Genomic DNA, 12,065 nt, shown 5'->3' on the forward strand with positions numbered 1-12,065 from the left:
CGCCCATCCGCCTTTTAAAACCAGATCGACATGCCGACCCAGAAACGCGCACTGACCCGCTCGATGACCCTGCTGTTTGCCATCGCTTGCGGCACCATCTGTTGGCGCCGCTTGAATTCTGACCCACCCTGCCGATCCAATATTGACCCAGGGCGGATTGCTGAATTTGGAATCAGCAACTGTGGATAAGTGTACCCAGTAGCCCGTTTAGAACGGTTCGTCTGGCTCTGCTGATGCCGGTGCAGTTATGCTGCCTTTGCGCGCACTCTCTCTGGCCTTGATGCGTGACTTCGCCGCCAGGGTGCTGTGGCGGAAGCGGTGGGATTCATTTCCGGTCTCCACGATATGGCAGTGATGGGTCAAACGGTCCAGGAGCGCTGTGGTCATCTTGGCGTCCCCGAACACCGCCGACCATTCCGAGAAGCTCAGGTTGGTCGTGATCACCACGCTGGTGTGCTCGTACAGCTTGGAGAGCAGATGGAACAGCAGGGCGCCACCGGCCTGGCTGAAGGGCAGGTACCCCAGCTCATCCAGAATCACCAGGTCCAGGCGCGACAGCGCCAGTGCGATGCGCCCAGCCTTGCCCTCGCGCTTCTCCTTCTCCAGTTCGTTGACCAGATCCACCGTGGAATAGAAGCGCACCCGCTTGCCCTTGGCTGCAATGCCCGCCACTCCGATGGCTGTGGCCAGGTGCGTCTTGCCCGTGCCCGGCCCACCAATGAGCACCACGTTCTGTGCCGTCTCGGTGAACTCCAGCGTACTCAGTTGCTTGACCAACTTGTGGTCTATCTTGGAGGCCTCGAAGTCAAAGCCTGCCAGGTCCCGGTGTAGCGGGAACTTGGCCGCCTTCATCTGGTGGCGCACCGAGGCAAAGGCCCGCTGTGCGTGCTCTGCCTGCAGCAGGTGCTCAATCAACCAGCGCGAGGTCTGTATGCCCACATCACTGCTTTGTCCCTCTGCAGTGGTCAACTCGACCCAGGCGCCGGCCATGCCGTTCAGGCGGAGTTCCTTGAATTGAGCAGCAATATCACGCATGGCTCACGCCCTCCATGGCGTCGCCACGCAGGCTGTCGTAGCGCCCGGTGTCGGCCAGTGGTGCCTCCTTGAGATCCAGGGTGCTCTCTATGTTGGGAGGAGGCTCTGGCGCATCAAGCCGAGCCAATACGTTGAGAACGTGCTCGGTGCTGAGCGCGCCCGATTCGATCACCAACTCCACCGCCACCAGCACCGCTTCCAGTCCGTGGCTGGACACGCAGTTGAGCACCTGCGCCATGGTCTTTTCACCGCCCTCATGGCGCATCAAGCCTTGTCGCAATCGCTGCAAAGGCGTCGGCATGTCTGCAAAGGGCGCGCCATTTCTCAGGGCACCAGACTTGCGCTGAATCAGCGCAATATAGTGCTGCCAGTCGTAGCAGATGTGGCCCCGGTTGGGCAGCCTCTCGTGCCGTGCCACGATCATTTCGTCGCTGGCGATCTCCACCCGGCCGGGGTACAGCCGGGTGCTCACGCGCTGGCCTGCCAATTCGCACGGCACCGAGTAGCGGTTGCGCGCCACCGCCACCAGGCAAGTGCTCGACACCTTGGCTGAGCGCTCCACATAGCCATCAAAGGCTGTCGGCATGGGCATCAGTTCCGCACGCTCCTGCTCCAGCATCTCGGCCACGCTGAACGCCTTGTACTCTGGGTGGCGCACCTCCTCCCACAGACTGCGGCAGCGTGCGCCCAGCCAAACATTGAGCTCGGCAAAGCTGCCAAACTTCTGCTGCTGCGCCTCCAGCCAGATGCGCCTGCGGCTGTCCTGCACGTTCTTCTCCACCACGCCTTTCTCCCAGCCGCTGGCTACGTTGCAGAAGTCGGCATCGAATAGGTAATGTGCGCACATCACGGCAAAGCGTGCGTTGACGATGCGGCCCTTGCCACCTTGTCCGCCTTTGCCGCGCGGGACCTTGTCCACGGCCGTCTTCATGTTGTCGTAAATACCCCGGCGAGCCACGCCACCGAGCGCCGCAAAGGAACGGGTGTGGGCGTCAAACAGCATCTCGTGACCCTGGCTGGGGTAGGCCACCAGCCAGAACGCCCGACTGGCGCACAGCTTCATGTGCGACACCTGCATGCGGTGGTAGATACCGCCCACCACCAAGCCCTCTTCGCTCCAGTCGAACTGGAACGCCTCGCCCATCTCGAACTTCAGTGGCACGAACGCCCGGGCGTCCTTGCCAGCGTCGACGCGCCAGGCCCGGATAAAGTCCGTGACGCGGGTGTACCCACCCTCATATCCGCTGGCCTTGATTTGCGCAAACAAGGCGCGTGCCGTGCGACGGTTCTGCTTGGGTCGATGCGCATCGGCCTTGAGCGACTGCTCCAGTTCGGCCACATACGCATTGAGCTTGTTGAAGCCCGCCGTGCGGCTGTAGACGGGCTCCTTCACCTCCTCTGGCTTCCTCAGCCAGCTTCGCACCGTGTTGCGCGATAGGCCCGTGCGCTTGGCTATCTCATGCAACGACACCTTGTCGCGCATGTGCATACGTCGAATTCTTCCCAACATTTCCATGGTGATCACCTTGCATTTTCCCTGCCCAATATTTAGGCAAGGCAAGTAAAACACCTGGGTCAGTTTTGAAGCGGCACATGCCCTCTAAGTGGGTCAGTTTTCAGTCGGCGGCAACAATCAGGTGCGTCATGCGCATGCTTTTGTGGTCGATGACCAGCACCCGCACTGGCCCAGCGTGGGTCGTTGATGCCGGAACTCGGTGCCTATGGCGGATTGTTTGTCAGCGCATTCGTCGCTGCCATTGCTGCCCACAGCATCCGAGGCCGTGCTGGTGGCACTGCTCCTCACTGATGCCTACTCGGTCTGGTTGCTTCTGCTGGTGGCAACGGTGGGCAATGTGCTCGGGGCGGTGGTGAACTGGTTGCTGGGACGCGGGTTGAGCGTTACCGCGATTGACCCTGGTTCCCAGTCAAACCCGAATCAATGGGCCGGGCGCAGCACTGGTACCAGCGTCACGGCAAGTGGACGTTGTTGTTGAGTTGGCTGCCCGTGGTGGGCGATCCGCTCACCGTTGTGGCCGGTGTCATGCGCGAGCCATTCGGCGTGTTTCTCGTGCTGGTGACGCTGGCCAAGTTCGGGCGGTACCTAGTTCTTGCAGGTATCGTGCTCGGACTGCAGTGAACAAGTCAGTTGGCGATGTGCACCCGGCGAATGGGCGCCGGGCATGAACAGCATTACGTGATCAAGCGGTCTGTTGAGGCCGCTTTTACCAGTCTTGCACGAGTGATCCTGCCCAACACGGCCACTTAAAGGCTCGCGCCGATGAAGGCGATGGTGGGTCACTGCCAAAAGGTGTTCCACATGGCCAACGTGCATGGATCCTCATTGCATCAGGCCCTCACAAACCCGACGCAGTCGCTGCTCAGCATCCTTTGCAACAGCCTGCACCTCAGGCTTGTCGACCATCTCCATTATCACCAGCGGATCGATGAACGCCACCGTGACGTGGCTTTCACCTTCCTGGCGGACAACCACGTTGCAGGGCAGGAGCAAGCCGATATCGGGCTCTGCCTGCAAGGCCTTGTGTGCCAGCGGTGGGTTGCAGGCACCCAGGATGCGGTAAGGCGGCATGTCGACGCCCAGCTTCTCCTTCATCGCGTATTGCACGTCTATATCGCTGAGCACACCAAAGCCCTCCATTTTGAGGGCAGCCAGGACGCGCTCAATGGCTTCATCGAACGAAAGTCTAAGTGTTGCGTTGAATCCGTACATCGTGTTCTCCTCGTTGGTCATCGACCAGCATTTCACATTCGCCGGAATGGCGACCATGACGTTGTCGGAATGGCTTGCCGTCAATTGGTTCCTGCCCATGCCTGGACAATGCGTTTGGGTCGCTGCATCGGCAACGCAGTCTGCTTCACTCTTCAGCCGGAAAGCACAGCCGGGCTTCCATGCCCACGACCTGGCGCGGCTCCAGGTGCAACTCGCCGCCATAGCGCCTCGCGATGGCATCGACAATGGAAAGGCCCAGGCCGCTGCCGATATCGCCATCCACACTGCCACTGCCGCGTCTCCAGAACCGCTGCGCCGCTTGTACAACTTCAGCAGCGGACATACCCGGGCCTTCGTCAAGGACGCAGAACGCCACATGACCTGGCAGCCGCTCGATCCGCAGCACGACTGTGCTCTGCCTTGGCGAATGCCGCAACGCGTTGTCGAGCAGGTTGCGCAAAGCCGAAACCAGCAACGCCTCGGGAATTGCCAGTGATGCTGCGTTTGTCGTGGCCTGCAACTCAACGCACCGGATGCTGGCCCCACCGACCTGTGGGGCGACGGCCGACGCATCGTCGATCGCCTGCTGCGCTGCATGCAGCGCATCGGCCCGCGGCGCCTTCTCGGGTTTCGCCGCTCCTTCAAGTCGCGCCAGCAACAACAATTGCTCGAGCGTGCGGTGCAGCCGTGCCACACCCTGCTGCGCATTCGCCAGCGCCTCGCCCGCGGCGCCATGCAACCCAGATTCCCCGCACGCCAGGCGCAGCACCTGCAGATGCGTCTTGATGGCGGTCAGTGGCGTTCGCAGTTCGTGTGCTGCGTCGTCGGTGAACCGCCGCTCGCGCTCGATCGCGTCCTGCACACGCACCAGCAGGCGAGCGACGGTATCAATGAGCGGCTGCAGCTCGGGCGGCGCGTCGATGGCAGGCAACGGAGATTGGTCGTCCGCACGCCGGTTCAGCAGCGCCGTGCGCACCCGTTCGATCGGCGCGAGGCCCCGCCCGACACCGATCCACAGCAGCGCCAGGCTGACCGCCATCGCGACGGCGAACGGTACCGCTGCGGAAAGCGCAATCTCGCGCAGCAGGCCTTCGCGCGCATCCATGCGGTCGGCGGTGGCAATGCGCACCTCGCCGACTTGCAGCACATACGTGCGCCAGGGTTTGCCACCGTAGACGGAGGTGCTGTAGCCCAAAGCCGCACCCTCCAACCCGGGGCTGGTGGCCGTGCGCGCAATCGGCTGGATTGCAACCTCGCTGCGAACCAGGCTGACCTCGCACGCCAGGCCGTCGCGCGCGATCACATCGAGCGGCAACACGGGCGGTCCGTTGACCTGCAGGCGTTCGGCGGGAAGGCGCGCGACCAGGCCAGCCACCATGCGCGCCGAGGCGGCCAGCCGCTCGTCCAGAGCGCTTCGCAGCTGCTCGCGCACATCCATGAACATCCACACCGCGACGACGCTCCACAGCAGCGTCAGCGACAACCCGATGATGGCGACCAGGCGCAGGCGCAGCGTCATCGCTTTTCCTCGACAGCAGAACCGGCCTCACCCAATCGGTAGCCCAAGCCGCGCACCGTCTCGACGATCGCAGGGCCGAGCTTGCGGCGCAGGTGGTGGATGTGTACGTTCACGGCGTTGCTTTCCACGTCGGTCTCAAAGCCGTACAGACTGGCCTGGAGTTGCTCCAGGCTCAGAATGCGGCCGGGGTTTTGCAGCAGCGCGCGCAACAACGCGAGCTCGCGTCGCGAAAGCTCGACGCGCACGCCATGCAGTCGAACCTCAGCGCTGGAGGCGCTGAAGGTCAGGCTGCCGTGTTCGACGAGGTCGCTGCTTCGGCCACTGGCGCGGCGCACCAGTGCATGCAGTCGCGCCACCAGCTCGTCGAGCTCAAAGGGCTTGAGAAGGTAATCGTCGGCGCCGGCCCGCAGGCCCGCGACGCGGTGTTCGAGCGCGTCACGCGCCGTCAGCACAAGCACGGGGATCGCCTGCCCCTGGGCGCGCCAGCGTGCGAGCACTGCCATGCCGTCTTCGTCGGGCAGGCCGAGGTCGAGCACACAGACATCGAAGTGCGACGCGCCTACCGCCGCACGCGCCTTCGCGGCGGTGTCGACGTGGTCCACGGTCACGCCGAGCAGACGTAGCCCGGCGACGATGCCACTGGCAACGAGACGGTCGTCTTCAATCAGCAGGACGTGCACAGTAGTCTTCGCAGGGGCCACTGGCGAGCTCACGGTCGACAATCAGCAACAACGATGCGACGACGGCGATACACGGCCTGATGGGTTTCATGGCGCAATTATGGTGGCTGGTGGTTGCCAAGCAGGGGGGTAATTCGCCGGGAAGGTTGTTAACGCCACCTTAATCGCGGCATTCAAGGATGGCGTTTCGGTGACACCCCGTCACGCTTTGACACCAGCCCATGCCCGTACTTTCCGATCGCCTTCGAAGCAGCCTGCGCGCTGCCCTCGCCGCCCTGGTGCTGCTGTGGGGCGTGGCCTGGCCGGTTCACGCGGCAGAAGAGTTCCTGCAGCCCGAGCAGGCCTTTCGCCTGCAGGTGACGAAGTCCAGCGCCGACCAGTTGCACCTGAGCTGGACCATCGCGCCGGGCTACTACCTGTACCGTGATCGTATGGTGGTGACCGCATCCTCTTCTGGGACACGCGTGCAAACTGAACTCCCGCCCGGCATCCGCAAGGACGACCCCAACTTCGGCGTGATGGAGGTCTACCACGACGCGGTCACGATGAAGGTGTCGCCCGCCGGTGCCGCCGCACTCAACGTGACTTGGCAGGGTTGCGCCGACGCCGGGCTGTGTTATCCGCCGCAGACGCAGACGATTCAGGTGGCCGACGTCTCGTCGGATACCGCCACCACAGCACCCGCTGACACATTGGTGCGGGCGCAAGAACCGGGCGCCCCCGGCCTGTGGAACAGCGTTTCCGGCAGCGACACCCAGATCACCCAGTGGCTGGGCGAACGCTCGCTAGGTTGGACCTTGCCGCTCTTCTTCCTGCTCGGCATCGCGCTCGCGTTCACGCCCTGCGTGTTGCCGATGTTGCCCATCGTCTCCGGCATCGTCGTCGGCAGCCGGGCGCCGCCGCGACGCGCGTTCGCGCTGTCCATGGCGTTCGTGCTGCCCATGGCGCTGACCTATTCGGCGCTGGGCGTGGCGGCAGCGCTGGCAGGAGCGAACCTGCAGGCGATGCTGCAGAACCGCTGGACGATGCTCGCCTTGGGCGGCATTTATGTCGTGCTCGCGCTCGGCATGTTCGGCGTCTTCACTTTGCAACTGCCTGCCCGGCTGCGCGACAAGCTCGACGGCGCAAGCCGTGGCCTGCGCGGCGGATCGCTGCCGGGCGCAGCGGCCATGGGCGTGCTGTCGGCACTGCTCGTCGGCCCATGCATGACGGCGCCGCTGGCGGGTGCGCTGCTCTACATCGCCCAGAGCGGCAACGTTGTTCATGGCGCGCTGTTGCTGGCGGCGCTGGGTCTGGGCATGGGCACGCCACTGGTGATCGTCGGCACACTGGGCTCGCGTTTCCTGCCGAAACCAGGTCCGTGGATGGATCGCGTGAAGGGCGCGCTGGGCTTCGCGCTGCTCGGCACGGCGGTTTGGATGCTGGAACGCGTCGTGCCCGAGCCAGCCGCATTGCTCATGTGGGGCGCGCTGCTGCTGGCTGTGGCGGTGACTCTCGTTCACACGTCGTCCCGCAGCGCTGCAGCTGTCGCTGCCAACGCGGCGCCAAACCTGCTCGCGATCCGCACGCTGGCGGTTCTGGCTGGTCTGTGGGGCAGCGCGATGGTGCTCGGTGCGGCGGGCGGTGCGGTGGATCCCTGGCGGCCACTGACGCTCGCCGCGGCGTCGGCAACGGGCCCGGCGCAAACGACGAACTTGAAATTCGAACCGATCGCCAGCGAAACAGAACTTCAGGCCCGGTTGGCCGCCGCGCGGGCGCAGGGGCAACCCATCCTCGTTGACTTCTATGCCGACTGGTGCGTCTCCTGCAAGGCGATCGAGAAAGAGGTTTTCGGAGATCCACGCGTGCAACGCTCGCTGGCCGGCGTGCTGCTCCTGCGTGCCGACGTGACCGCGAACGATGCCCGTCACCGTGAGCTGATGCGCACCCACCAGGTGATTGGCCCGCCGACCGTGATGATGTTCGATGCAGCCGGACGCGAGCGGCGCGACGCCCGCCTAGTCGGTGAATTCACGGTCGAGCAGTTCTTGCAGCGACAGCCTGGGCCACCCACACCCGACATGGGAGCTCCTGCATGAACCAGTCCTTGCAGATCGGCCCTCTGTCGCTGCCGTACTCGGTGCTGCTGGCCCTGTTTGCCATCGCGCTTGGAAGGTGGGTCGCCAGGTGGATGGCGAAGGCGGCAGGCATCGAGGCCGAGCCCACGTTGACGCGCATGCTGTTTGTCGGTCTGTTCGCGGCACGACTCGCCTTCGTCTGGCAATGGCACGAGCAGTATTTCGATGCCCCGCTGAGCATCCTGGACATCCGCGACGGCGGTTGGGAGCCCACTGCGGGTGTTGTGGCGGCCTTGCTGTTCGGCCTGCAGCGCGCGCAACGCCAGGCAGGCATGCGCAAACCCGTGTTCGCTGCAGCGATCACCACAGGCATGGTGCTCATGCTGGGTGGCTTCGCTTCCGTATTGATGTCGACCACACCAGTGCCTTTGCCGCCGTTGGCGCTCGCCTCGCTGAATGGCCAGTCGGTGTCGATTGCGGGCTTTGCCGGAAAGCCCACCGTGGTCAACCTCTGGGCCACCTGGTGCCCGCCGTGCGTGCGCGAGATGCCGGTGATGCAGCAAGCACAGGCCGCCAACCCGGACGTGAACATCGTCTTCGTCAATCAAGGCGAAGACTCAGCAGCGATTGCCGGCTTCCTCAAGCGAAACGGCTTGACGCTGCGCAATGTGCTGCTCGATCCAAAGCGTCTCACCGGCGCAGCGCTGGGCCACAGCGCCTTGCCAACCACGCTGTTCTTCGATGCGCAGGGAAAGCTTGCCGACACCCGCATTGGCGAGCTGTCGCAAGCCACGCTCACCCAACGCCTGACAATCCTTCGCGCCGACTCACCCCCGCCACAACAACTCCCTTCGCCATGAATCATCAAAACACTCCCGCCCGCGCATCACTCATACCTTCCGCGACCGTGTCCACCGTGGTCGTGCTGATTGCCCTTGCATCGGCCGTTGCATCGATTGCCCTCGCTGCCCCGCAACTCCCTGCAGCGCTTCAGGCGCTGGAAAAAAAGGGCCTGAGTATCGTTGGCACATTTCCAAGCCCGAGCGGAATGACGGCCTACGCTGCTCATGCAGGCACCGAGCCGATCGCCCTGTACTTGACGCCTGACGGCAAGCACGTGATTGCCGGAACGCTGTTCGACGCCTCCGGCAAGAACCTCACCGAGGCCGGGCTGGAAAAAGTACTCGCCCAGCCAATGACCGAGGCGGTCTGGGGCAAACTCGAGAAGAGCCACTGGATTGCCGACGGTCGCGAGGACGCGCCACGAACGGTCTACGTCTTCACCGACCCCAACTGTCCCTACTGCAACAAGCTGTGGGCCGATGCACGGCCTTGGGTCGACACGGGCAAAGTACAGCTTCGGCACGTCATGGTGGGCATCCTGACGCCGACCAGCGCAGGCAAGGCAGCAGCGTTGCTGGGCGAAAAGAACCCGGCTGCTGCGCTGGACGCATATGAACGCAGGCATGTCGCGTCGAATGCAAAGACGCTGGCCAGCGGGCGGCCCAAGCCCCTGGGTGATGACAGTCTTAAACCGCTTTCGGTGGTTCCTGCCGGGATAGCAGACCAGCTCGATGCGAACGCTGCGCTGATGGCGTCTTACGGTCTGCGAGCAACCCCGGCGTTGGTCTGGAAGGACGCCAAGGGCAGCGTGCAGATGCGCCAGGGCGCGCCTGAGTCCGATCTGGCTGCCATTTTCGGGCCACGATGAGCGCGGAAAGCTGCATCGATTGCACCGTTCGCCAACGCACAGAAGATTCGTCCACCGCGTGGTGCACTGTGATGCTAGGAATGCAGTCTCGAAATCGATCCGCCAGTCGGTATCACCTACCCATCGAGTAGGTCTGTCGGGCAGGCTGAAAGAGTCACCACCGACTCACATCATTCTTTCAAGGACTCACACATGACCCACTTCTCCAGGGCGCTTTCAGCATTAACTACGGCATTGGTGTTGGCCGCCGGTGTGGTGGGCCCGGTCCAGGCTCAAAGCGTCGTCAATGTGTACGGCCCCGGCGGCCCGGCCCCAGCGATGCAGGAGGCTGCCAAGGCGTTTGGCGCCACAAACAACATCACCGTGAACGTGGCTGCAGGACCCACCCCGCAGTGGATCGACAAGGCAAGAGAGGATGCCGACGTCATTTTCAGCGGCGCCGAAAACATGTTTACCGACTTCGCCAAGGCCTTGCCGGGCGCCTTCGAGTTGAAGGACGCCTATCCACTTTACCTGCGACCCGCGGCAATCCTGGTGCGGCCCGGCAACCCGAAGAACATCCGCAGCTTTCGCGACCTGCTGGCCCCAAACGTCAAGCTGCTGACTGTCGCCGGTGCTGGGCAAACCGGATTGTGGGAGGACGTGGCGGGGCGCACCGGAGACATCGCGATGGTGCGGGCGTTTCGCAAGAACATGGTCTTTCCCGAGGCCGCCAGCAGTGGCGCAGCCAAGGAGCAGTGGGCACAGCAGAAAGACATCGACGCGTGGCTGATCTGGAACATCTGGCAGGTGGCCAACCCCAATCTGGCGCAGGTCGTCGAACTGGATGAGCCGTTTCGCATCTATCGCGATGCTGGCGTGGTGCTGACGCGCAAGGGAAAGACCGATCCGCAGGCCCCCGCCTTTGTGGCGTTCCTGAAGTCGCCAGCCGGGCAGGAGATCTTTGCCAAATGGGGTTGGGATGCGCGCCCAGTCGCCGCCGTCGACGGAGCCCGATCCGCTGCGCCATTGAGCGTGTCGAGCCAGGCGGATGTCGAGCGGCGATTCGCGCGCATGGACACGAACCGTGATGGCGCGGTCACCTGGGAAGAGGCAGCGCCCTCGCGAGCACGCGAATTCGACTCCATGGACAAGAACAACGACCGCCGCATCACGGATGTCGAATTTCGTGGCCAGCTGCCGATCGGCAGTTTCGACATCAACACAGACGGCGCGGTCTCGAAAGCTGAGTTCCTCGCTACGCATCGATTGATGTTCATGCAGTTCGATGCTGACGCGAATCAGCGAATCTCAATTAGCGAGTTCACTACGGCACAGCGCGCTACCGCGAAACAGGCCGTATTGAATTGATCCCCAACATGACCAGCACAACACGCATCGATCGTATCGGCTCGCACTTCACCGCCGTCGTGATTGGGGCGATGCAACTCCTGCTGATGATCGTGATCACGGTAGCGGTGCTGGAGCTGTTCTGGCTGTTCTTCACCAGTGCCGCCGATTGGCTTCGCAACGTGGACTCGGTGCCAGACCTCCAACTGGCCGTCCAGAGACGCTTTGCAGGCGTGCTGCTGATCCTGCTTGGCCTGGAGATACTCGAATCGCTGAAGATCTTCTTCACTGAGCACAAGGTCCGGCTCGAACTGATTCTCATCGTGGCGGTTATCGCCGTCAGCCGCCACATCATTCAGCTTGACTTCGAACACACCGACGGGCTTGTCCTCATCGGCATCAGTGCGCTGGTGATCTCGCTGACTGCGGGTTACTTCCTGGTCAGGTGGAGAACGCTGAGCAACGCCGGGCAAAGGACCGATCCATGACCTGCTGACAAGCATTGTTGCGACTCGGCTTGATGCGCAGTCCGCTGCCCCTAGGCAGCGCGACGCTGGTCAAGTGGACCGATTCGTGATTGCCACCTCACCGTTCGAAAGACAGACATGGCTGAACGCAAACTCACGATCCTGCAGATCAACGATCTGCACGGCTACCTCGAACCGCATCCGGAAGCCTTTCGCGGTCGAGGCAAGTTCAACTACAGGACCTGCGGCGGTCTGGCGCGCATCTTCAGCATTTTCAACCGGGTACGCGCCGAGCGCCCCGGAGAAGTGCTGGCGCTGGACAACGGCGACACCTTCCATGGCACCTTCGTTGCCGGACAATCCCAAGGCGAGTCAATGCTGCCGCTGATGAATGCGCTCGAATTCGATGCGATGACGCTGCACTGGGAGTTCGCCTACGGTGTTGACGCCGACCGAAAACTGAGCCACTTTTTGGTGTGATGCCGACCTAAAACTGAGCCAGGTGTTTTACCTACCCTGCTGTTTTGTGCAGCAAGGGA

At 63.1% G+C, this 12,065-nt stretch carries 11 protein-coding genes and 1 pseudogene; 7 read left to right on the plus strand and 5 right to left on the minus strand.

All coding sequences use genetic code 11. The features are described from left to right. Nucleotides 1–207: 207 nt before the first annotated feature. Together istB and istA are read right to left on the minus strand one after the other, a co-directional pair. The gene (istB, locus tag B7Y64_RS18330) at nt 208–1,035 is read right to left on the minus strand and encodes an IS21-like element helper ATPase IstB (RefSeq protein ID WP_066690515.1); all 828 of its coding nucleotides are present in this window, start codon (nt 1,033–1,035) and stop codon (nt 208–210) included. Continuing rightward, a complete protein-coding gene (gene istA / locus B7Y64_RS18335) occupies nt 1,028–2,551 on the minus strand; it encodes an IS21 family transposase (protein ID WP_291325838.1) in 1,524 nt (507 codons plus the stop codon). The genes istB and istA overlap by 8 nt, the downstream gene beginning before the upstream one ends. A gap of 186 nt (nt 2,552–2,737) precedes the next feature. Between istA and B7Y64_RS18340 the strand changes: the two are divergent. Then, nucleotides 2,738–3,172, plus strand: a pseudogene (locus B7Y64_RS18340) (YqaA family protein). 201 nt (nt 3,173–3,373) lie between these two features. On the opposite strand, the gene B7Y64_RS18345 reads toward B7Y64_RS18340, so the two are convergent. The 3 genes from B7Y64_RS18345 to B7Y64_RS18355 all read right to left on the minus strand — a co-directional run bounded on the left by B7Y64_RS18345 (nt 3,374) and on the right by B7Y64_RS18355 (nt 5,962). Beyond that, nucleotides 3,374–3,820 (minus strand): DUF302 domain-containing protein, encoded by a 447-nt coding sequence (locus B7Y64_RS18345; protein ID WP_291325840.1) that lies wholly within the window; start codon nt 3,818–3,820, stop codon nt 3,374–3,376. An 88-nt stretch (nt 3,821–3,908) separates the two neighbouring features. Then, on the minus strand, nt 3,909–5,282 hold the full coding sequence (locus B7Y64_RS18350; RefSeq protein WP_291325842.1) for an ATP-binding protein: 1,374 nt from the start codon (nt 5,280–5,282) through the stop codon (nt 3,909–3,911). Next, a complete protein-coding gene (locus B7Y64_RS18355; protein WP_291325843.1) occupies nt 5,279–5,962 on the minus strand; it encodes a response regulator in 684 nt (227 codons plus the stop codon). Before B7Y64_RS18355 ends, B7Y64_RS18350 begins: the two co-directional genes overlap by 4 nt. 221 nt (nt 5,963–6,183) lie before the next feature. On the opposite strand from B7Y64_RS18355, the gene dsbD reads away from it, so the two are divergent. The 6 genes from dsbD (at nt 6,184) to B7Y64_RS18385 (ending at nt 12,006) form a co-directional block, all read left to right on the plus strand. After that, complete coding sequence (gene dsbD / locus B7Y64_RS18360) at nt 6,184–8,040, plus strand: protein-disulfide reductase DsbD (RefSeq protein WP_291325845.1); 1,857 nt, start codon at nt 6,184–6,186, stop codon at nt 8,038–8,040. Next, nucleotides 8,037–8,879, plus strand: a complete 843-nt coding sequence (locus B7Y64_RS18365) for a TlpA disulfide reductase family protein (RefSeq protein ID WP_291325847.1) — start codon at nt 8,037–8,039, stop codon at nt 8,877–8,879. Before dsbD ends, B7Y64_RS18365 begins: the two co-directional genes overlap by 4 nt. 47 nt (nt 8,880–8,926) lie before the next feature. Next, nucleotides 8,927–9,730: a thiol:disulfide interchange protein DsbG gene (gene dsbG / locus B7Y64_RS18370; RefSeq protein WP_291325849.1), complete on the plus strand. Its 804-nt coding sequence runs from the start codon at nt 8,927–8,929 to the stop codon at nt 9,728–9,730. A gap of 192 nt (nt 9,731–9,922) precedes the next feature. Next, entirely contained in the window at nt 9,923–11,080 is a 1,158-nt protein-coding gene (locus B7Y64_RS18375; RefSeq protein ID WP_291325851.1) for a substrate-binding domain-containing protein, read from the plus strand. Between the two features lie 8 nt (nt 11,081–11,088). Then, entirely contained in the window at nt 11,089–11,547 is a 459-nt protein-coding gene (locus B7Y64_RS18380) for a phosphate-starvation-inducible PsiE family protein (protein ID WP_291325853.1), read from the plus strand. 117 nt (nt 11,548–11,664) lie between these two features. After that, nucleotides 11,665–12,006 carry a hypothetical protein gene (locus B7Y64_RS18385; protein WP_291325855.1) on the plus strand — a complete coding sequence of 114 codons (342 nt, stop codon included), beginning with the start codon at nt 11,665–11,667 and terminating at the stop codon, nt 12,004–12,006. Nucleotides 12,007–12,065 lie beyond the last annotated feature (59 nt).

Source organism: Acidovorax sp. 35-64-16 (genome assembly GCF_002281195.1).
GTDB lineage: Bacteria > Pseudomonadota > Gammaproteobacteria > Burkholderiales > Burkholderiaceae_C > Acidovorax > Acidovorax defluvii.

Excerpts from the sequence above, each read along its gene's own strand:
- istB (WP_066690515.1), bottom strand. The coding sequence starts at position 1,035 with ATGCGTGATATTGCTGCTCAATTCAAGGAACTCCGCCTGAACGGCATG.
- istA (WP_291325838.1), bottom strand. The coding sequence starts at position 2,551 with ATGGAAATGTTGGGAAGAATTCGACGTATGCACATGCGCGACAAGGTG.
- B7Y64_RS18345 (WP_291325840.1), bottom strand. The coding sequence starts at position 3,820 with ATGGTCGCCATTCCGGCGAATGTGAAATGCTGGTCGATGACCAACGAG.
- B7Y64_RS18350 (WP_291325842.1), bottom strand. The coding sequence starts at position 5,282 with ATGACGCTGCGCCTGCGCCTGGTCGCCATCATCGGGTTGTCGCTGACG.
- dsbD (WP_291325845.1), top strand. The coding sequence starts at position 6,184 with ATGCCCGTACTTTCCGATCGCCTTCGAAGCAGCCTGCGCGCTGCCCTC.
- B7Y64_RS18365 (WP_291325847.1), top strand. The coding sequence starts at position 8,037 with ATGAACCAGTCCTTGCAGATCGGCCCTCTGTCGCTGCCGTACTCGGTG.
- B7Y64_RS18375 (WP_291325851.1), top strand. The coding sequence starts at position 9,923 with ATGACCCACTTCTCCAGGGCGCTTTCAGCATTAACTACGGCATTGGTG.
- B7Y64_RS18380 (WP_291325853.1), top strand. The coding sequence starts at position 11,089 with ATGACCAGCACAACACGCATCGATCGTATCGGCTCGCACTTCACCGCC.
- B7Y64_RS18385 (WP_291325855.1), top strand. The coding sequence starts at position 11,665 with ATGGCTGAACGCAAACTCACGATCCTGCAGATCAACGATCTGCACGGC.